Origin of the sequence: Bittarella sp. HCP28S3_D9 (genome assembly GCF_052065655.1) — a bacterium.
Taxonomy (GTDB): Bacteria; Bacillota; Clostridia; order Oscillospirales; family Ruminococcaceae; genus Bittarella; species Bittarella massiliensis.
Genome location: NZ_JBQHTP010000033.1, coordinates 1 through 18,988, shown reverse-complemented (window position 1 = coordinate 18,988; position 18,988 = coordinate 1). Strand labels below are relative to the sequence as shown.

The 18,988-nt window shown below is 65.2% G+C and carries 18 protein-coding genes; 3 read left to right on the top strand and 15 right to left on the bottom strand.

What is annotated here, in order from left to right:
* Nucleotides 1–111 precede the first annotated feature (111 nt).
* The 3 genes from ACTNAU_RS12810 to ACTNAU_RS12800 all read right to left on the bottom strand — a co-directional run bounded on the left by ACTNAU_RS12810 (nt 112) and on the right by ACTNAU_RS12800 (nt 4,938).
* Nucleotides 112–1,845: a proline--tRNA ligase gene (locus ACTNAU_RS12810; protein WP_441098631.1), complete on the bottom strand. Its 1,734-nt coding sequence runs from the start codon at nt 1,843–1,845 to the stop codon at nt 112–114.
* 221 nt (nt 1,846–2,066) lie between these two features.
* The gene (locus tag ACTNAU_RS12805) at nt 2,067–4,265 is read right to left on the bottom strand and encodes a histidine kinase dimerization/phospho-acceptor domain-containing protein (protein WP_441098630.1); all 2,199 of its coding nucleotides are present in this window, start codon (nt 4,263–4,265) and stop codon (nt 2,067–2,069) included.
* Nucleotides 4,240–4,938 (bottom strand): response regulator transcription factor, encoded by a 699-nt coding sequence (locus tag ACTNAU_RS12800; protein ID WP_044993066.1) that lies wholly within the window; start codon nt 4,936–4,938, stop codon nt 4,240–4,242. The genes ACTNAU_RS12805 and ACTNAU_RS12800 overlap by 26 nt, the downstream gene beginning before the upstream one ends.
* A gap of 282 nt (nt 4,939–5,220) precedes the next feature.
* Between ACTNAU_RS12800 and sfsA the strand changes: the two genes are divergently transcribed.
* Nucleotides 5,221–5,919 (top strand): DNA/RNA nuclease SfsA, encoded by a 699-nt coding sequence (gene sfsA, locus ACTNAU_RS12795; protein ID WP_441098629.1) that lies wholly within the window; start codon nt 5,221–5,223, stop codon nt 5,917–5,919.
* Between the two features lie 80 nt (nt 5,920–5,999).
* Here the strand turns inward: sfsA and ACTNAU_RS12790 are convergent, their stop codons facing one another.
* Together ACTNAU_RS12790 and ACTNAU_RS12785 are read right to left on the bottom strand one after the other, a co-directional pair.
* The gene (locus ACTNAU_RS12790) at nt 6,000–6,350 is read right to left on the bottom strand and encodes a helix-turn-helix domain-containing protein (RefSeq protein ID WP_441098628.1); all 351 of its coding nucleotides are present in this window, start codon (nt 6,348–6,350) and stop codon (nt 6,000–6,002) included.
* Nucleotides 6,351–6,375: 25 nt separating this feature from the next.
* Nucleotides 6,376–6,558: a hypothetical protein gene (locus tag ACTNAU_RS12785; protein ID WP_441098627.1), complete on the bottom strand. Its 183-nt coding sequence runs from the start codon at nt 6,556–6,558 to the stop codon at nt 6,376–6,378.
* Nucleotides 6,559–7,264: 706 nt separating this feature from the next.
* Here ACTNAU_RS12785 and ACTNAU_RS12780 point away from each other — a divergent pair.
* Nucleotides 7,265–7,486, top strand: coding sequence for a helix-turn-helix domain-containing protein (locus ACTNAU_RS12780; RefSeq protein WP_441098626.1), 222 nt, complete (start codon nt 7,265–7,267; stop codon nt 7,484–7,486).
* 146 nt (nt 7,487–7,632) lie between these two features.
* Here the strand turns inward: ACTNAU_RS12780 and ACTNAU_RS12775 are convergent, their stop codons facing one another.
* The 10 genes from ACTNAU_RS12775 to ACTNAU_RS12730 form a co-directional block, all read right to left on the bottom strand.
* Complete coding sequence (locus ACTNAU_RS12775) at nt 7,633–7,899, bottom strand: chorismate mutase (RefSeq protein WP_441098625.1); 267 nt, start codon at nt 7,897–7,899, stop codon at nt 7,633–7,635.
* Between the two features lie 34 nt (nt 7,900–7,933).
* Nucleotides 7,934–9,004 (bottom strand): chorismate synthase, encoded by a 1,071-nt coding sequence (gene aroC / locus ACTNAU_RS12770; protein ID WP_441098624.1) that lies wholly within the window; start codon nt 9,002–9,004, stop codon nt 7,934–7,936.
* Nucleotides 8,994–10,271 carry a 3-phosphoshikimate 1-carboxyvinyltransferase gene (gene aroA / locus ACTNAU_RS12765; RefSeq protein ID WP_441098623.1) on the bottom strand — a complete coding sequence of 426 codons (1,278 nt, stop codon included), beginning with the start codon at nt 10,269–10,271 and terminating at the stop codon, nt 8,994–8,996. Before aroA ends, aroC begins: the two co-directional genes overlap by 11 nt.
* Nucleotides 10,268–11,326 carry a 3-dehydroquinate synthase gene (gene aroB / locus ACTNAU_RS12760; RefSeq protein ID WP_441098622.1) on the bottom strand — a complete coding sequence of 353 codons (1,059 nt, stop codon included), beginning with the start codon at nt 11,324–11,326 and terminating at the stop codon, nt 10,268–10,270. The genes aroA and aroB overlap by 4 nt, the downstream gene beginning before the upstream one ends.
* Complete coding sequence (locus ACTNAU_RS12755) at nt 11,289–12,173, bottom strand: prephenate dehydrogenase (RefSeq protein ID WP_441098621.1); 885 nt, start codon at nt 12,171–12,173, stop codon at nt 11,289–11,291. Before ACTNAU_RS12755 ends, aroB begins: the two co-directional genes overlap by 38 nt.
* Nucleotides 12,149–13,165, bottom strand: a complete 1,017-nt coding sequence (gene aroF / locus ACTNAU_RS12750) for a 3-deoxy-7-phosphoheptulonate synthase (RefSeq protein ID WP_216400755.1) — start codon at nt 13,163–13,165, stop codon at nt 12,149–12,151. The genes ACTNAU_RS12755 and aroF overlap by 25 nt, the downstream gene beginning before the upstream one ends.
* A 324-nt stretch (nt 13,166–13,489) precedes the next feature.
* Entirely contained in the window at nt 13,490–14,629 is a 1,140-nt protein-coding gene (gene ytvI / locus ACTNAU_RS12745; protein ID WP_441098620.1) for a sporulation integral membrane protein YtvI, read from the bottom strand.
* A gap of 191 nt (nt 14,630–14,820) precedes the next feature.
* Entirely contained in the window at nt 14,821–15,990 is a 1,170-nt protein-coding gene (locus tag ACTNAU_RS12740; protein WP_441098619.1) for a M20 metallopeptidase family protein, read from the bottom strand.
* Between the two features lie 124 nt (nt 15,991–16,114).
* The gene (locus tag ACTNAU_RS12735) at nt 16,115–17,281 is read right to left on the bottom strand and encodes a M20 metallopeptidase family protein (RefSeq protein WP_441098618.1); all 1,167 of its coding nucleotides are present in this window, start codon (nt 17,279–17,281) and stop codon (nt 16,115–16,117) included.
* A 62-nt stretch (nt 17,282–17,343) separates the two neighbouring features.
* The gene (locus ACTNAU_RS12730; RefSeq protein ID WP_441098632.1) at nt 17,344–18,510 is read right to left on the bottom strand and encodes a M20 metallopeptidase family protein; all 1,167 of its coding nucleotides are present in this window, start codon (nt 18,508–18,510) and stop codon (nt 17,344–17,346) included.
* A gap of 299 nt (nt 18,511–18,809) precedes the next feature.
* Between ACTNAU_RS12730 and ACTNAU_RS12725 the strand changes: the two genes are divergently transcribed.
* The gene (locus tag ACTNAU_RS12725; protein ID WP_441098617.1) at nt 18,810–18,938 is read left to right on the top strand and encodes a hypothetical protein; all 129 of its coding nucleotides are present in this window, start codon (nt 18,810–18,812) and stop codon (nt 18,936–18,938) included.
* Nucleotides 18,939–18,988: the final 50 nt, after the last annotated feature.

Below are 18,988 nucleotides of genomic sequence, written 5' to 3'. Positions count from 1 at the left end.
CCCCCCCCCGCCCCCCCCCCCCCCCCCCCCCGCTAATCTGCCCACCCACCCCCCCCCCCCGGCGCGCCGGGCGGGAGGGACCGCTCTTCTATTGCTTTTGTCGGGCGGCCTTTACAGCTGGTCGTCCAGGCGCTTTTGCAGCATGGCGGCGATCTCCTTGACCCGGCCGGCAGCCTCGGCCACCGGCACCGTCTCGGCGATCGACTTGTCCCGGGTCTTGAGCTCCACCACGCCCTGCTTTAGGTTGCGGGGGCTCACCACCACCCGGATGGGCACCCCCAGCAGGTCGGCGTCGGCGAACTGCACCCCGGCCGAGAGGTCGCGGTCGTCGTAGAGCACCTCGAAACCGGCGCCGCAGAGCTGGTCATACAGGGCGTCGGCCTGCTCCTTCACCGACTCGTCGGCCCGCTTGATGGCGTTGATGTGCACCTGCCAGGGGGCGATGGAGATGGGCCAGACCGGGCCGTAGTCGTCAGCCCCGTCCTCGATGACACTGGCCAGCAGCCGCCCGACGCCGATGCCGTAGCAGCCCATGATGGGGGTCTTGAGCTGGCCGTCTTTATCGGCGTAGGTCATCCCCATGGACTTGGTGTACTTGTCGCCCAGCTGGAAGATGTTGCCCACCTCGATGCCGTTTTTGAGGGTGATGTGGGCCTTGCCGCACTGGGGGCAGACCATCTCCTCGGTGACTTTGCACAGGTCGGCAAACTGCTCGTCGGGGTAGACGCGCAGGTCGCAGTTCTTCACGTGGACGTCCACCTCGTTGCCGCCGCAGACCACGTTGTACATCCCCTTGAGGGAGTTGTCAAACCAGACCTCGATCTCCTCGTCCAGGCCCTGGGGCCCGATGTAGCCGTAGGTGATGTGGTCGCTGCCGTCCTCGTCCACCCGCTGGGCGATGTTGGTTCCCAGCAGCCGGCGGACCTTGGCCTCGTTGACCTCCAGGTCGCCCCGCACAAAGACCACCACCGCCTTGCCGGTGTCCTCCCGGGTGAAGACCACCGCCTTCACCAGCCGGTTCTGGGGGATGCCCAAAAAGTCGCACAGGCTCTCGATGTCCTTGGTGCCGGGGGTGGGGATCCGCTCGGGCTCTCTGCACTCGCCCAGGTCCTCCACCGGGGCCAGCACCCCAGTGGCCACCTCCATGTTGGCGCGGTAGCCGCACTCGGGGCAGATGGCGATGGTGTCCTCGCCGTCGTCGCAGAGGAACATGAACTCGTGGGCGATGGCGCCGCCCATCATCCCGCTGTCGGACTTGACCGAGACCACGTGTCCCAGCCCGGCCCGCTTGTAGATGCGCTCATAGGCCTCGTGGCAGCGGTAGTAGTATTTCTCTAGATCTTCCCAGTTGGTGTGGAAGGAGTAGGCGTCCTTCATGGTGAACTCCCGCACCCGGATCAGCCCGCCCCGGGGCCGGGCCTCGTCGCGGAACTTGGTCTGGATCTGGTAGATCATGAAGGGGTATTTCAGGTAGCTCTTCCCCTCGGTGCGGGCCAGGTGGACGGCCGCCTCCTCGTGGGTCATCCCCAACAGCATCCCGTGGCCGGTGCGGTCGGTAAAGCGCAGCAGCTCTTTGCCCACGCTCTCGTAGCGGCCCGACTCGTCCCACAGCTCCCGGGGCAGCACCACCGGGAAGAGGACCTCCTGCCCGTCGATGCGGTCCATCTCCTGGCGGATGATCTTCTCGATTTTGGCGGCCACCCGCTTGGCGGGGGTCAGCAGGGAGTAGATGCCCGCGCCGACCTGACGGATGTAGCCGCCCCGGATCAGCAGCCCGTGGCTCTTGAGCTGCGCCTCCGAGGGCCACTCCTTGTAGCGCTCGCCGATGAGTGCACTCATTTTCATTTTTCGCACGATCCTTTCTAGCCCTCTCCGGCCCGGCCAAAGAGGGGGCGGCCGGGCCGCCCATTTTCAGTCTCACAGATAAAATAAGTGTAGCATCTTCCCAAGGCCCCTGTCAAACCCCAAAATGCCGCCGTTAGGCCCTTTTGGGGCGGTTTTTCCCGCCCTGCGCCAAAGAAAAGGTCGCCCCGCCTTTTCCGCGGCGGGGCGACCTTTTGCAGCTGTCAGGGATCGGCCGGACGGGGGGCGGGTCCCCCCTCGCCGGGCTCGGGGGCGTCAGGCGCTTCGGGGGCCTTTTCGGGGGCTTCCGGCAGGGCGACTTCCATCTGCTCGGCCAGCTCCCGCTCGGTTTTGGGGGCGGGGATCTGGGGGAAGGTGACGATGGCCTTGAAGAGGTCGCCGTCCACCAGGATGGTGAGCTTGCCCCCCAGCCGGTCGACAAAGGTGTCGGCAATGGCCAGCCCCAGGCCGCTGCCCTCGGTGGTGCGGGAGAGGTCGCCCCGCACGAACCGCTCCTTCATCTGCTCCCCGGCGAAGTTCATCTGGTAGCTGGAGATGTTTTTGAAGATGACCGACACCGTCTTTTCGCTGTCCACAATGTCGATGTAGGCCCGGGAGCCGGGGAGGGAGTACTTGGTGATGTTGACGATCAGGTTTTCAAAGACCCGGTAGAGCTTCACCCCGTCGGTGAGCACGTAGAGGGGCCGCTCGCTGTGCCCGGGGATCAGCTCGATGCCGCTGCGCTCCACCACCTCTTCCAGCTCGCCCACCGCCTGCTCCAGCAGCTGGCAGATGTCCAGGGGGGCCAGCTGCAATTCCAGGTTGCCGCTGGTGGCCTTGGAGAGGTCGAAGATGTCCTGCACCAGGCTCTTGAGCCGCTGGGACTTCTGGTCGATGATGGTGACGTAGTCGTTTGCCTCAGGCGGGGTGAGGGTCTGCTGGCGCAGCAGCTGGGTGTAGCTGATGATGGAGGTCAGGGGGGTCTTGAGGTCGTGGGAGACGTTGGTGATCAGGTCCACCTTCATCTTCTCGCTGTGGATGCGGGTCTCGATGGCCCCCTTCACGTTCTCCTGCATATCCCGCACCGCGTGGAAGAGGGGGTAGAGGTCGTCCTCCGGGTCCAGGGAGATGGTCTGGTCCAACTCCCCCCGGGAGATGGCGCCCACGTAGTCGATGACCTGGCCCAGCTGGCGGATGATCTTGAAGTAGTCGAAAATCAGTTTGCCCACCAGGGCCACCGCCAGCACCGCCAGCCCCATCCCCACCAGGACGAAGAAGCCCGACGAGGTCATCAGCGCCAGCGCCGCCGAGAGGAAGGCCAAGACCCCCAGGAAGATGGCCACCAGCAGGCTGGTCAGGAACTGGCGGCGGATTTTCTGCTGAAAGGGGAATTGCAGGTTGTAGCGCCGCACCAGGGAGAAGATGACCGAGGGGATGTTGACCCGAAAGGTCTTGAAGCCGTTGTACTTGAGGTCCCAGTAGAGCCCCAGCACCGACAGCCAGAAGAGGATGGCCATCACCCAGGGGTTGCCCTCGGTGAGGATGGAGGAATAGGCGATGGCGTAGCCGTCCAGCAGACTGCCCGCGGCGGCGATGGACAGGAGGATGCCCAGCACGTACTTGAATTCGTAGGGGATGCGGCGGATGCGGCGGGCCACCCCCTCGCCGAAGCGGCGCAGGGAGCGGTGGAGCACCAGCGAGAGCCCCAAACCGATGAGGGAGAGGCTGATCCAGAGGGGCATGGCCCGAAAGAGGACCAAGCTGTCGTGCCAGTTGGTGTAGTTGACCGTGGACGAGAGCCCGGAGTTGGAGTAGGTGCGGATGTCGGGGATGGCGATGAGCACCGTGCCGTTCCCGTCGGTGGAGGGGTTGAAGTAAAAGGGGTAGCTCTCGCCGTAGTAGCCGGTGTACTCCACCTGCTGGGGCGGCTGGTTTTCGCCGCTGCCCTCCAGGCGGTAGTAGGCGGTGGTGGTCCCCCGGTCGTAAATCAGCCAGAAGTCGTACTGGTTTTGCCGGCAGGAGGCGAGAAAGGCGTCCTGGTCGGGGTAGGAGGTGTTGGTGTAGACTGCCTCGTTCTCGGTGTTTTGGGCGTAGACCTGCATCCCGTAGGAGAGGGAGTCCAGGTAGTTGGCGTTGCTGCCAAAGGTGATCAGGCTGGAGGACCCCTCCGCCGCCCCTTCCGCCACGGAGGAGGGGGCGCTGCTCAGCCCCTCGTTGCAGAGGTTGATGACGCTGTTGATGGAGTAGGTGAAATCCCTGGTCTGGTAGAAGTTGTCACTCCCGTCCCCGGTGTGGTAGTGGGCGTACTGCAGCAGGGAAAAGCCCGCCAGCGTCAGGCTGATGACCGAGGAAAAAAACAGCAAAAAGGCGACCAGGGCCAGGGCGCGGCCCCGCGCATCAGAGTTTTTCGATCTTGTATCCAAGTCCCCACACCACCTTTAAATACTTGGGCTTTTTCGGGTCGAACTCAATTTTCTCGCGGATGCGGCGAATGTGCACCGCCACCGTGTTTTCGGCGTTGAAGCTGGGCTCGTTCCACACCTTCTCGTAGATCTCGTCGATGGAGAAGACCCGCCCCTGGTTTTGCATCAACAGGTGGAGGATCTTGTACTCGATGGGGGTCAGCCGCACCGGCTCGCCGTCCACCAGCACCTCTTTGGTGGTGTTGTTGATGACCAGCCCGTCGCACTGGAGCACGTCGTCCCGCTCGCCGAACGAGCCCGAGAAGGTCACGTACCGCCGCAGCTGGCTTTTGACCCGGGCCACCAGTTCCAGGGGGTTGAAGGGCTTGACGATGTAGTCGTCGGCCCCTAGGTTCAGGCCGATGATCTTGTCGGTGTCCTCCCCTTTGGCCGAAACCAGGATGATGGGGATCTGGTTTTGCTCCCTGATTTTGAGGGTGGTCTGGATGCCGTCGAGTTTGGGCATCATGATGTCCATCAAAATCAGGTGGATCTCGTTTTCACGCAGCTGCTGAATGGCCTGAATGCCGTCGTAGGCCTTGAGGACGTTCAGCCCCTCGTTTTTCAGGTAAATTTCGATGACGTTGACGATTTCCCGGTCGTCGTCCACCACCAGAACGTTCAGATCCTGCATGCTGTTTGCCGCTGCCATATTGTCCTCCTCCGCCCGGGGGGCGTGTTTCTCAATTTAGAGGTGACCGCGGCGGCTTTTGCCGCGCGGTCGCCTTTCAATAGTATACCACACGCCCTGCGTTTAGGAGTAGTGTAAACCCCGTTTCTTACCGGGGCCCCGCCAAAAAAGTGACGATTTTCTTTCGCTTTTTTGCCTCTCCGGCCCGGCGGCGCGCCGCCGTTTGTGTTACAATAAACACAGTCTGCCGACCGGCGGGAAATACAGGAAAGAGGGGATGAGCGAATGCGCTATGAGACCGTCTGCCGCGCCACCTTTTTGGAGCGGCCCAACCGCTTTGTGGCCTGGTGTGACCTGGCGGGGGAGCGGGTGCGCTGCCACGTGAAGAACACCGGCCGCTGTGGGGAGCTGCTGCTGCCCGGGGCCCAGGTCGTCTTGCAGGACCGGCGGGGCCGGGCGGAGGGGCAGAAGACCCAGTTCTCCCTCGTCTCGGTCTACAAAGGGGAGATGCTGGTCAACATCGACTCCCAGGCCCCCAACGCCGTGGTGAAGGAGGCCCTCCTCTCGGGGGCCCTCGCCCTGCCCGGCTACCAGTCGCCCGACCTGGTGCGGGCCGAGTACCCCTTTGGCGCATCCCGCATCGACTTCTACCTGGAGAAGGGCGGCCGCCGCGCCCTGGTGGAGGTCAAGGGGGTCACCCTCGAGGAGGGGGGCGGCCTCTACTTCCCCGACGCGCCCACCCAGCGGGGGGTCAAGCACATCGAGGAGTTGGAGCGGGCCCATGCCCAGGGGTGGGACGCCTTTCTCCTCTTTGTGGCGCAGCTCTCCCCGGCCCGCTTCCTCTCCCCCAACGACCGCACCCACCCCCAGTTTGGGCAGGTCCTCCGCCGGGCCGCCGCGGCCGGGGTCACCCCCCTCTGCTACGACTGCCGGGTGACGGAGGACAGCCTTGTGCTGGGCCGGCCGGTGGAGGTGCGGTTATAAAAAAACAGACGGCAAAAGCAGGAGCGCCGGCGGCCAATTTGGCTGCTGGCGCTCCTGCTTTTGAATCGCTGCAAAAAAGCCTATTTGAGAGGGAGGCCTTCCCCATCCGCGGACATCCCGCGCTGCGCCTCTAGAAGCTCTCTGGCAGATTTGACGAGATAGTCCTGCAAGGAGGGGGCGAGCTGCCCAAACGCTTCAAGGAGCTCCTTCTTCCGCCCTTCACCCGGCACAAACATCTCGCCGCTCCCCGTGCGCAGCCAGGTTTCGCTGGCGCTGAACTGGCTGCAAATGACCTTGATGTTCTGCTCGGTGACCGTCGAGCCGTTCTTTTCCAAATAGCTGACGGCGCTCTGCTTGCGCCCAATGCGCGCGGCGAATTCCTGCTGGCTGAGCCCCAGCGCCTTGCGCAACTGACGGATGCGATCGTTCACAGCGTTTTCTCCTTTACTGTCTCTCTTACCTGTCTTTGGGGGCCTTTGGGGTCATCTTCTCCTGCTTGACGACCTCCAACCCCAGGCGAATCAGTTCCGCCGCGGCCTGCGAATGGGTGGGGAAGCGCCGCTCAAAGCGAAAGGCCTCCATTTCTCGAAACATCTCTTCGTCCACCGAAATCATGTAGCGGAGGCTCTTGGTCGCCATGTTGTCGCCTCTTTACAATAGGCACCATAGCACAGGAAAGCACCAGTGTAAAGGTTGGGGGGAAGGCAGCGGCAGACAGACCTTCGGCGCTTGGCATTTTGCCGCAGCAAGAGCGAAGTGTGGCATCTCCACAGAGCGGAGAGGAGGCGTTCCAATGTGTACAATTGAAGTATCCCTAGTTATAAAATAGGGTCTTTCGCTCGGGTTGTCTCAAAGCAATATTGGAAGTTTTTCCAGTCCTCCTGTTCCTGAAACATAGTGAGTAAAATTTGCTCCTCCAGTGCTTGAGGATCCTCTCTGTCCAATTCCTTCATAAAGAGCTGTAGAAATACCCTGTTTGCCGTCCGCCTAACAACAATGTCGCGGGAGAACATCAGCAAGAGGGGGAAGCAGTTCGCTGTCGCTAAGGGTCTCTCGAAAATACCGAACTTCTCGAAAGGTCTCCCCATCCCCCAATCGCAAAAAATTATCCAATTTTTCTAGTTCGTAAGTGCTGTTTTCTAAAAAATCAAGAATCCTTCTAGCATCCTCTGCTCGATTCATTAAAAATCCTCCCTAAATTTTTGGTTTGCGACTTACGAGTCTCAATTATACCATTGAATCCCCTATATCATCAAGAAAAAGTTTGCGACTGATTGGTCGCAATAGATGAGAGGGGAAAAACTCGAAAAATATGATTATTCAGAATGTCAGTTTGTCTGACAATTTGAAGAGATTGCGCAAACGGGCGAACTTATCCCAAGAAAAGTTGGTGGGGAAGATGAACCTGTTGGGGAGTCGTCTGGACAGAAGTGCTTACTCGAAAATAGAGTTGGGTGAAAGAAATATCAAGGTGACAGATTTAGTAGCCCTGCAAAAGATTTACTGTGTCAGATTTGATGAGTTTTTCGCAGGGATAGGGCCAGGAGAAGAAGGAGAAATAGAATGAAACAAGCGCGCTGAAGTCTATTTGAATTCAGCGCGCTTGTTTTTGGTTAAATGGGGGTGAAAAAACAGATAGATAAAAAAACCTCTTCAAAATGGCGGACACCCTGCACATCCCACCCGGCCAATTGCTGGACGGGCGGTGAGGGGCTAGCCCCTCAAAATCTCCTCCTGGTAGGCCCGGCTCAGGCGGATGGCGGTGGACAGCAGTTCGCAGGCCGCGTCCCCCATCTCCGGCGGCACCTGGGCCCGGGCGCGGGCGAGGATGGCGTCCTCCCGCCCCTGGTTGAGCACCGGCAGCCCCCGCTCTTTTTTGTACTGCCCCACCTGGGCCACCACCTCCATCCGGCGGCAGAAGAGGGAGAGCAGCTCCCGGTCGATTCGGTCGATTTCCTCCCGCAGTTTGTCCAGTTCCACGGCGTGTTCCTCCCTGTTTGTTTTGGTTTGCCCTTTAGCCCAGCAGGTCTGCCAGGGCGATGGCGGCGGCCGCCTCCACGCAGACGGCGGCCCGGGGGACGATGCAGGGGTCGTGCCGCCCGCGGATCTCGGCGGTGAGGGTCTCCCCGGTGACAAAGTTGACCGTCTGCTGTGGCTTGGCGATGGAGGGGGTGGGCTTGAAGGCCGCCCGAAAGAGGAGCGGCATCCCGTTGGAGATGCCCCCCTGGATCCCCCCGGCGGCGTTGCGGCTGGTGCGGATCTTCCCCCCCTCGCTGACAAAGGGGTCGTTGCTCTCGCTCCCCCGCATGCGGGCGGCGGAAAACCCGGCCCCAAACTCCACCCCTTTCACCGCGGGGATGGCGAAGAGGAGGTAGGCCAGACGGCTCTCCAGGGTGTCGAAGAAGGGGTCGCCCACCCCGGCGGGCAGCCCGGTGACGGCGCACTCCACCACCCCGCCCACCGAGTCGCAGTCGGCCCGGGCGGCGGCAATGGCGGCCTGCATCCCCTCGCCGGCGGCGGGGTCGAGCACCGGAAAGTCGCGGCTGTGCAGGGCGTCGAATTCCCGGGGACCCACCGACACCGGGTCAAAGGGGGTGTCGGCCACTCCGGCGATCTCCGCCGCGTGGGCGCCGATGGCGATGCCCTGCCGCCGCAGCATCAGGCTGGCCACCGCCCCGGCGTAGACCAGGGGGGCCGTCAGCCGCCCCGAAAAGTGGCCGCCCCCCCGCACGTCGTTAAAGCCGCCGTAGCGCAGGTGGCCGGTGTAGTCGGCGTGGCCCGGCCGGGCAATCTGCGACTGGGGGCTGTAGTCGCCCGAGCGGGTGGAGGTGTTTTCGATCACCACCGTCAGGGGGGTGCCGCAGGCCACCCCGTCCACCGCCCCGCTGACGATGTGGGGCAGATCGGGTTCGCGGCGGGCGGTGGAGTAGGCCCCCCGCGCCAGCCGCCGGGCGCAGTAGGTGCGGATGTACCCCTCCTCCAGGTGCAGGCCGGGGGTCACCCCCTCGATCACCGCGCCGATGGCCGGGCCGTGGCTCTCCCCAAAGAGGGTCACCCGAAACCGGCTGCCAAAACTAGAAGACATGAACGCTTCCCCCCAACATCTCGTAATCGCGGAAGAAGTCGGGGTACGACTTCTCCACGCACTCGGCGCAGTCCAGCTCCACCGGCCCCTCGCACCAGAGGGCGGCGATGGCCGCGCTCATGGCCATGCGGTGGTCGCGGTGGGTGGCGGCCGGCCCGCCGGGCCGCAGCCCTTCGGCCAGGGGCTGGCCCTCCACCGCGAGCAGGTCCCCCTCGCCCCGGCAGCGGCCCCCCAGGCCACTGATGAGGGCGGCGGTGGCGGCCAGGCGGTCGCACTCTTTGATGGTCAGGCGGGCGGCGCCGGTAAAGGCGGTCTCCCCCTGGGCGGCGGCGGCGGTCACCGCCAGGATGGGCAGGATGTCGGGGATGTCCTCCCCCGCCACCGGGCCGCCGGTGAGGGGGGCCGACTGCACCCGCACAAAATCCCTGCCCCGGGTCACGGCGGCGCCCCAGCGCTCCAGCACGTCGCAGACCGCCCGGTCCCCCTGCAGCGAGAGGGGGGAGAGCCCCTCCACCGTCACGTCGCCGGAGATGGCCCCGGCGCAGAGGAAGAAGGCCGCGCCCGAATAGTCCCCCTCCACCGCGGTGTCGCAGGGGACAAATCGCTGTCCCCCGGGGATGAACCAGCCCAGGGGGGTGCGCCGGGCCCTCACCCCGAAGGCGGCCATGGCCTGCAGGGTCATCTCCACATAGGGCCCGGAGTGCAGTGGGGTGGTGAGGAGGATCTCGCTGTCCCCCTCCAGGGCGGCCAGGGCGAAGAGCAGCCCGGTGATGAACTGGCTGGACACGTCCCCGGCGATCTCATACCGGCCTGGCTTCAGCTGCCCGCCCAGGGTGAAGGGGAGGGTGTTTTCGTAGTGGAAGGCGGCCCCGCCCGCCGCGAGGCAGGGCAGGACGGGGGAGAGGGGGCGGCTGGGCAGCTGCCCGGCCCCCGAAAAGGTGGTCTCCACCCCCAGGGCGGCGGCCACCGGCACCAAAAAGCGGAGGGTGGAGCCGCTCTCCCCGCAGTCGATGGCGGCCTGTTGGGGCCGCGCCCCGGTGGGGATGCCCAGGATGGAGTAGGTCCCCCCGTCCATCCGCCGCACCCGGGCCCCCAGGGCGGCGATCCCCCGCAGGGTGGCCTGCACGTCCTTGGAGGCGGGGACGTTTCGCAGCACCGTCTCCCCCTCGGCCAGGGCCGCGCAGAGGAGCAGCCGGTGGGCCATCGACTTGGAAGGCGGCGCGGCGATGGCCCCCCGCAGGGCCCGGGCGGCGACCCGCGCCCTCACGCCCGGCTCCCCCCGGCGGCCATGAACTGCGCGAAGGCGCCCCACTCCATCGACACCGGCTCACAGCGGCCGATGGCGCGGATGAGCACCGGGGAGATGCTCGTCCCGTCCCGCTTTTTGTCCCCGGCGGCAATGGCCAGCAGCTCTTCCAGGGGGGCGTCGTAGCGCCAGGCCAGGCCGTTTCGCTCCAGACAGTCGCGGATGGCGGCCGGCACCTCGGGGGCGCAGAGGCCGTTTTGGGCGCAGGCGTCGGCCATCATCTGCATCCCGATGGCCACCGCCTTGCCGTGGGTGACGGCAAAGCCCGAGTGCTTTTCGATGGCGTGGCCCAGGGTGTGGCCAAAGTTGAGGACCATCCGCTCCCCGGTGTCCCGCTCGTCGGCCTCCACCACCGCCGCCTTGATGGCGATGCAGCGGGCGACGATGGGCAGCAGGTTGCGGCGAAAGTCCCCCCGCATCTGCTCGAAGAGCTGCGCGTCGCGGATGGCGCCGTACTTGATGGCCTCCCCCACCCCGTCGGCAAAGGTCTCCTCCGGCAGGGTGTCGAAGAAGGCGGTGTCGCAGAGCACCGCCGAGGGCTGCCAGAAACAGCCCACCAGGTTTTTCCCCCCGTCGATGTTGACGGCGGTCTTCCCCCCCACCGAGGAGTCGATTTGGGCCAGCAGGGTGGTGGGGATCTGCACGTACTCCACCCCCCGCAGGTAGACGGCGGCGCAAAAGCCGGTCACGTCCCCGGGGATGCCGCCCCCCAGGGCCACCAGAAAGTCGCTGCGGGTGATGCCCTCACGGTGGAGGAACTCGCAGATCGCCAGGGCGGTCTCCATCCGCTTGTGGGGCTCCCCCCCGGGGAAGGCGAACTTGCAGCAGGGGATGCCCCGCCCCTCCAGCGCCCGGCGCACCGATTCGCCGTAGAGGCCGTCCACCGTCTCGTCGGTGACGATGGCGGCCCGCTTGCCCCGGTGGCGTGCGGCCAACTGGTCGTAAAAGGCGTCGGCGCAGCCGTGGCCCACCGTCACCTCATAGGCTCTCCCGGTTTTGACTGGTATGATTTCCAAGGGTCAGGCCCTCCTTTATTTCGCGCCCCTCCCGCAGCAGCCCCTCCAGGGCGCTGTCGTCCCCCTGGGCAAGGGCCGCCCGGTACCGGGCGAGGTTGTCGCTGAAGATGTCCAGTTCGGCCAGCAGGGCCGCCCGGTTCTGGGAGAACAGGTCGGTCCACATGGCCTCGTTGAGTTTGGCCACCCGGGTCAGGTCCTTAAAGCTGCCCGCCGAAAAACCGCCGAAGTCCCCGGCGGTGGGGCTTTTGACAAAGCAGTTGCTGACGATGTGACACAGCTGCGAGGTCAGGGCGATGATGCGGTCGTGCTCCTCGGGGGTGGAGAGGACCACCTGCCGAAAGTGCAAGGACAGAAAGAGGGCCCGCAGCCCCTCGATCACCGCCCCGTCGCACCCGGGCCCGGGGGTCAGGATCATGCTGGCCCGATGGAAGAGGTCGGCCTGGCTGGCCCGGTAGCCCGAGAGCTCCCGCCCGGCCATGGGGTGGCCCCCCACAAAGGTGAAGCCCTCCTCCCGGGCGATGGGCCAGACCCGCCGGCAGATCTCCCCCTTGACCCCGCAGCAGTCCACCACCAGCCCCCCCTTGGGGAAGGCGGCCCGGTTTTCCTCTATATAGTCTACCGTTTTTTGCGGCCAAAGGCAAACCAAAATCAGCTCGCACCCGCCAAAGCGGGCGGGGGTCAGCTCCCCCTGTGCCGCCCCGTCGCGCAGGGCGGCGGCCATGGTCTCGGCGTCCCGGTCGCAGGCGAGGACCCGGTGGCCGTGCTGGGCAAAGCACTTGGCCAGGCTGCCGCCGATGAGGCCCAGCCCCACGATCCCCACCGTCATCTGGCCCACTCCTTCCCGCACAGCTTCACAAAGGGCCGCAGCCCCTCTACCAAGTCGGCAAACTCCTGCGGGCGCAGGGACTGGGCGCCGTCGCAGAGGGCCTTTTCCGGCGCGTTGTGCACCTCGATGATCAGCCCGTCGGCCCCGGCGGCCACCGCCGCCCGGGACATGGGCTCGATCATCCAGGGGATGCCGGTGGCGTGGCTGGGGTCCACCACCACCGGCAGGTGGGAGAGCCGCTTGAGCAGGGGGATGGCCGAGAGGTCCAGGGTGTTGCGGGTGGCCGTCTCAAAGGTGCGGATGCCCCGCTCGCAGAGGATCACCTGCTCGCAGCCGCCGGCCATCACGTACTCGGCACTCATCAAAAACTCCTCGATGGTGGAGGAGAGCCCCCGCTTGAGCAGCACCGGCTTGCCCATCTCCCCCACGGCCCGCAGCAGGGTGAAGTTCTGCATGTTGCGGGCCCCCACCTGGATGATGTCCACGTCGGCGAAGTGGGGCAGCTGCTCCCTGTCCATCACCTCGCTGACGATGGGCATCCCGGTCTTCTGGCGGGCGACCCGCAGCAGATCCAGCCCCACCGGCCCCAGTCCCTGAAAGGCGTAGGGGGAGGTGCGGGGCTTGAAGGCGCCGCCCCGCAGCACACAGGCCCCGGCCCCCTTGACCGCCTGGGCCACCTCGGTGATCTGCTCGGCGCTCTCCACCGAGCAGGGGCCGGCGATCATGCAGAAGTGCCCGCCCCCCAGTTTGCGCCCGCTGACGTCCACCACCGTGTCCTCGGGGTGGAACTTTCGGTTGGCCTTTTTGTAGGGCTCGGAGATGCGCTGCACCCGCTCCACAAAGGGGAGGGAGGCCAGCTGCTCGGCGTCGAGGGACGAGGTGTCCCCCACCAGCCCCAGCAGGGTGGTCTGGGTCCCCCGGGAGAGGTGCACCTCCATCCCCTGGTCGTGCAGCCAGTGGGTGAACTGGTCGATTTGTTCCTGAGTGGTTCCCTTTTTGCAGATGACGATCATCCTGTTTTCCTCCATTCTCGGCCGGGCCCGCTCCCCGCGCGGCGGCCCCCTTTGCGGCAAAGGCGCAAAAAAAGCCGGCACCTGGGATGCGAAGCCCAGGTGCCGGCAAAAAAATCGCTCTGTGGTTTTCTTTTACCCGCTCTACCCGCGGCCCCTCTTCACTTTTCCATACGACAAAACGCCCGCGCCATAAAAATAGCCCAGGTAGCGGTAGCCGTAATAGGAGACCGAAGAGAGGGAGACCGCGTTGTTCATGTTGCTTTACTCCTTTAAAGGACGACTGCATCGCCTTTGTACTCAATATACGCCGCCGGCGGGGATTTGTCAACCGCCTTTTGCCGGTTTTTCCCCGCGCCCTTCCCGATCGGCCCGGCCGCGGCGGCGCGCCTCCCGCACCCGGCCGGGCAGGCGGATCACCCCGTGGGCAATCAGATCCTGGGCGACAATGGCCCCCAGCGGCCCCAGGAAGATGCCCCAAAACCCCAGCACTGCCCCGCCCAGGTAGGCGCTGGACAGGGCCACCAGCGGGTGCAGCCCCACCTGGTTGCCCAGCACCTTGGGCTCCAGCAGGCTGCGCACCATCGAGATGACCGCGTAGAGAAGGGCCATCTGCAGCCCCAGCCCGGTGTTCCCCGAGAGGAGCAGGAAGGCCGCCCAGGGCACCAGCACCGCTCCGGTGCCCAGGATGGGCAGCAGGTCGACAAAGGCCACCAGCAGCGCCATCGAGACCGGGTGGGCAATGCCCAGCAGCCAGAACCCGGCCGCCAGTTCGGCAAAGGTCACGGCCATTAAAATCAGGTAGCTCTTGGCCATCTGTAAGGCCGAGCGCTGGACGCAGTCCTTCACCAGGTAGAGCACCTGGGCCAGTTTGGGCGGGGTGCAGCGGGCAAAAAAGCGGGTGATGCTTCGGTAGTCGGCGGCGAAGAAGAGCCCCGAGATCACCGCCACCGAGCACCAGAGAAAGACCGCGGGCAGGGCCGCGGCCAGCCGGGTCACCGCCCCCATGGCCCAGGCGGAGAGCTTTTGCAGGCAGGCGTCGATGGAGCCCCCCGCCAGGGCGAAAAAGTCCTCCCAGTAGACCGGGGCGCCGGGGGAGAAGCCCTCGATAAAGCCCAGCAGCCACTCCTGGAACCGGGACAGCAGAGGGGCTATCTCCTGGGCGTAAAACCCCGGCAGGGAGGAGAAGATGCTCCCCAGCGAGACCACCAGCCGCGCCCCAAAATACCAGATGGCCGCCCCCAGCCCCAGGTAGAGCAGGGCGGTGAGGGCGCTCTGGCAGCCCCGCTGGGGCAGGCGCCAGCGGCGGTGTAGCCAGCGGGCGGGCCGGGCGGCGACAAAGGCCACGAAAAAGCCCGCCAGCAGGGGGGAGAGCAGGGGCAACAGCCAGCGCACCCCCAGCAGGCCAAGGGCCAGCACCAGGGCGAAAAAGAGGGTGTTTTCCAAAAAAGCGCGCCGCTTCTCCACGGCCGTCCCCCCTTTTTTCGCTCATTTTCAAGAGGATGGGCAGTTTTGGGTGGGATATGCAGGCCCGGCCCCCTGGCAGGATATGCGGGGGAGCGGGCAAAAAGAATCCCCGCGCGGCCAGAGACCGCACGGGGATTTCAAAAGCTATGTACGCGCGCGGGGCGCGCCTCCAAAACCCGACGGGGGGGAAGCTATTTGGTCAGGAAGTTGTAGGCGTACTCGCCCATGAAGGTGGCGCCCACCTTCAGGCTGGCCTCGTCGATGGCGAAGTTGGCGTTGTGGTGGTTGCCGGAGGTGCCGGGCAGGTCGCTCTTGGCGCCCACCACGCAGTAGAAGCCCTTGAAGGCGTGGACGAAGGCGGCGTAGTCGTCCGAACCGGTGGCGGGGTCGCCCTGGGGCAGAACGGTCAGCCCCTGCTCGGCGGCCAGGGCGCGGCCGGCGGCGGCGGCCTCCTTGTCGTTGACCACCGGCAGCGGGGCCATGACCACCCGCTCCACCTCGGCGGTGCAGCCGTAGGCGGCGGCCACGTTCTCGGCGATCTTGCGCATCAGGTCGATGACCTCAATGTCCTCCCCGGCCTTGAAGAAGCGCAGGTTGCCCTCGATCTCGGCGTCGTTGGGGATGATGTTGTTCTTGGTGCCGGCGTTGATCATGCAGGGGCTCACCACCACGGTGGAGAAGGGGTCGTGCCGGTTGACCGGGATGGCCTGTACCTTTAGCAGGATGTCGCAGGCCGGGCGGATGGGGTCGACCGCCAGGTCGGGGCGGGAGCCGTGGCCGCCCACGCCGTGGACCTTGATTTTAAAGCCGGTGTTGCCGGCCATCATCGCCCCGTCGGGGATGCCGATGAGACCGACAGGCATCTGGCCCATCAGGTGGGTGCCGATGGCCTGGTCCACGCCGCCGTGGGCCTGCAGGTACTCGACGCACTCCTCAGCGGCGCCGCCGCCGACCTCCTCGGCCACCTGGAAGCAGAGGTAGACCGAGCCGTTGAGCTCATCCTTGAGCTCGTTCAGGGACTTGGCGATGCCCAGCAGCATGGCGGTGTGCCCGTCGTGGCCGCAGGCGTGCATCACGCCAGGGGTCTGGGACTTGAAGGGCAGGTCGACTTCCTCGCAGACCGGCAGGGCGTCGATGTCGGCGCGGATGGCGATCTTCTTGCCCGCTTTGTTCTTGTTGATGATGCCGATGACGTTGCGGCGGCCGACGACCTCGTACTGGATGTTCATCTTCTCCAGCTCTTCGCAGATCCGGCGGGAGGTGCGCTCCTCCTGGTAGCTCAGCTCGGGGTGCATGTGGAACTCCCGGCGCATCTCGATGATGTAGTCTTCGTTTTGGGCGATCAGTTCTTTGATGGTCATGGAAAGATACCCTCCTTGATGATGGTAAAATAGACTCACTACTTTGTATTATAGAGGCAAAAAATGGGGCTGTCAAACCAACTTTCTGTGAACAGCTCACAGAAATGGCACACCTGTCCCGGGACTATTTCAAAAATGCAAAGGCGTACCCGGCCATGAATTCGATGCCCAGTTTGATGCAGTCCTCGTTGAGGCAGAAGGTGGGGTTGTGGTGGTTGCCAGAGGTGCCGGGCATCTCGCTGTGGGCGCCCAGCATGGTGTAAAAGCCGGGGAAGGCGTTGAGGAAGTTGGCGTAGTTGTCCGACGCGGCCTGGGGGTCGGCGGGGGGCAGCACCGTCAGCCCCTGCTGGGCGGCCAGGGCGCGGCCCCGGGCGGCGGCTTCATTGTTGTTGATGACCGGGTAGGGGGCCATGGCCTCGCTGGTGACCTCCACCGTGCAGCCCCGGGCGGCGGCCAGGTGCTCGCTCATCCGGCGGATCTCCTCCACTGCGGCGTCGCCGTCGCCGTAGGCGAAGAAGCGGATGTTCCCCTCGATCTCGGCCTCGCCGGGGATGATGTTGTTCTTGGTGCCCGCGTGGATGGTGCAGGGGCTGACCACCAGGGTCTTGAAGGGGTCGTGCCGGTTGACCGGGATGGCGGCGATGGCCTGCAAGATCTCGCAGGCCGGGCGGATGGGGTCGACCGCCGCGTCGGGGCGGGAGCCGTGGCCGCCCACCCCGTGCACCACGATCTTAAAGCCCATGTTGCCGGCGTACATCGGCCCGTCGGGGATCCAGATGGTCCCCACCGGGGCCGCCCCGGCGATGTGGGTGGCGATCACCTGGTCGACCCCGCCCTTTTCCTGCAGGTAGGCCACGATGTCGTCGGCGCCGAAGCCGGTCTCCTCGGCCACCTGGAAGCAGAGGTAGACCTTGCCGGAAAACTGCTCTTTGGTCTCGTTGAGGATGCGGCCGATGGTCACCAGCATGGCGGCGTGGGCGTCGTGCCCGCAGGCGTGCATCTTTCCCTCAAACTGGGATTTAAAGGGCAGCTCCACCTCCTCGGTGAGGGGGAGGGCGTCGATGTCGGCGCGGATGGCGATGGATCTGCCGGCCCGGCCGGTGTCGATGAGGCCCACCACGTTGCGGGGGCCCACCACCTCACAGGGGATGTCCAGTTTCCCCAGCTCCTCCACGATGCGGGCGGAGGTCCACTCCTCCTGCAAGCTCAATTCGGGGTGGGCGTGCAGCTCCCGCCGCAGGTCGATGGCATAGGACTCGTACTTCTCGCTCAGCTCTTTGATGACAGACATCTCAAAACACTCCTTTTTATTCTTGATACATTTTGTATGCAAAAAAGTTGTCCCCTACTCCTTTACTCCTTGCCTCCCAGGAAATCAAACAGGCAGGCGGCAAAGAGGGCCAGCCCCTCTTCCAGGCACCCCTCGTCGATGCAGAAGGTGGGGTTGTGGGCGTTGCCGGAGGTGCCGGGCAGCTCGCTGCGGGCCCCCAGCATGGCGTAGAAACCGCCGAAGGCCTCGAGGAATTCCGCGAAGTTGTCCGACGCGGCCGAGGGGCCCTGGGCCGGGATCAGTGAAAAGCCCAGATCGGCGGCCAGGGCGCGGCCCCAGGCGGCGGACGCGGGGCCGTTGAGGACCGGCTCGGTGCACTGTTCGCCCCCGGTGACCCGGGCGGTGCAGCCGTAGGCCGCGGCGGTGGGCCCGGCCAGCCGGCGGATCTCCTCCACCAGGGCGGGCCCGTCCCCGTAGCGGAAAAAGCGGATGTTCCCCCCGATGGAGGCGCTGCCGGGGATGATGTTGTTTTTGGTGCCGGTGTGGATCAGGCAGGGGCTCACCACGCAGGTGGCGAAGGGGTCGTGCCGGTTGACCGGGATGGCCGCCGCCTTGAGCAGGATCTCGCAGGCCGGGCGGATGGGGTCGGACGCCAGGTCGGGGCGGGAGCCGTGGCCGCCCACTCCCTCCACCTCGATGTCGAAGCGGGTGGCGCCGGCGTACATCGGCCCGTCCTGCAGGTAGAGGCTGCCCACCGGGTAGGCGCCGTTGACGTGCAGGCTCACCGCCCGGTCCACCCCGCCCAAGGCCTTTAGGTGGGCGACGATGGGGCCGGCACCCTCGCCGGTCTCCTCTCCGGGCTGAAAGCAGAAATAGGCTGTGCCGCACAGGTGCTGGCGCTGCTCCCAGGCGATGCGGGCGGCCCCCAGCACCATGGCGGCGTGGGCGTCGTGCCCGCAGGCGTGCATCTTCCCCGCGATCTGGGACTGAAAGGGCAGCTCCACCTCCTCGGTCAGGGGCAGGGCGTCAAAATCCCCCCGAAAGGCCAGCCGGGGCCCCGGGCGGCCGCTGTCCACCACCGCGACGATGCCCCGGTTTTGCAGCACGGTGTGGGGGATGCCGAGTCCCTCCAGCTCCCGGGCGATGCGGGCAGAGGTCCACTCCTCCTCCATCGAGAGCTCCGGGTGGGCGTGCAGTTCCCGGCGAAAATCGGTGACATATCCGGCGTGTTGATGGGCCAGTTCTCTCACTTGCAACAAAATTCCCCCTCTGCGCCCCGAAGGGCACCTCTTTTCTCAAAGTATAGCCTTTTCCCAGAGGGCCGTCAATCGAAGGGGAGGAGCAAAAAGGGCCGGATCCCGGCGAATAGTCGCCAAAAATATCCGCTTAAAAATGTGATAGACGCCAAAAAGAGCCCCCGCTGATAGCGTTTTGCGCAGCAGAATGCTACCATAAAAGCAAAGACGGCGCGGCGCAGTCCGCGCCCAAGGGGGGAAGAGGGGAACGCACCTTCCCCTCGGCGGACGGCAACGTCTTTTATCCCTGGCCATTGCGCGTGGGGGCCGATTTCCCCCTCTGGCAGAGGCCGTGGCGCTATCCCCTCATCGCCGCCCTCGGCCTGGCCTTTCTGGCCATCGGCTCTTTCGTCGAATGGCAGCGCTCCCTCCTCAAGCGCTGAGGGGTTCTAAATGAAGAGGGGGCGGGGGGGCGCGCGCGGCGGGGGGGGGG

What these genes read in the sequence shown, in the direction of transcription:
- sfsA (WP_441098629.1), top strand. Translation starts at nt 5,221, where the DNA reads ATGCGCTATGAGACCGTCTGCCGCGCCACCTTTTTGGAGCGGCCCAAC.
- aroC (WP_441098624.1), bottom strand. Translation starts at nt 9,004, where the DNA reads ATGTCTTCTAGTTTTGGCAGCCGGTTTCGGGTGACCCTCTTTGGGGAG.
- ACTNAU_RS12740 (WP_441098619.1), bottom strand. Translation starts at nt 15,990, where the DNA reads ATGACCATCAAAGAACTGATCGCCCAAAACGAAGACTACATCATCGAG.
- ACTNAU_RS12735 (WP_441098618.1), bottom strand. Translation starts at nt 17,281, where the DNA reads ATGTCTGTCATCAAAGAGCTGAGCGAGAAGTACGAGTCCTATGCCATC.
- ACTNAU_RS12785 (WP_441098627.1), bottom strand. Translation starts at nt 6,558, where the DNA reads ATGGCGACCAAGAGCCTCCGCTACATGATTTCGGTGGACGAAGAGATG.
- ACTNAU_RS12800 (WP_044993066.1), bottom strand. Translation starts at nt 4,938, where the DNA reads ATGCAGGATCTGAACGTTCTGGTGGTGGACGACGACCGGGAAATCGTC.
- ACTNAU_RS12810 (WP_441098631.1), bottom strand. Translation starts at nt 1,845, where the DNA reads ATGAAAATGAGTGCACTCATCGGCGAGCGCTACAAGGAGTGGCCCTCG.
- aroF (WP_216400755.1), bottom strand. Translation starts at nt 13,165, where the DNA reads ATGATCGTCATCTGCAAAAAGGGAACCACTCAGGAACAAATCGACCAG.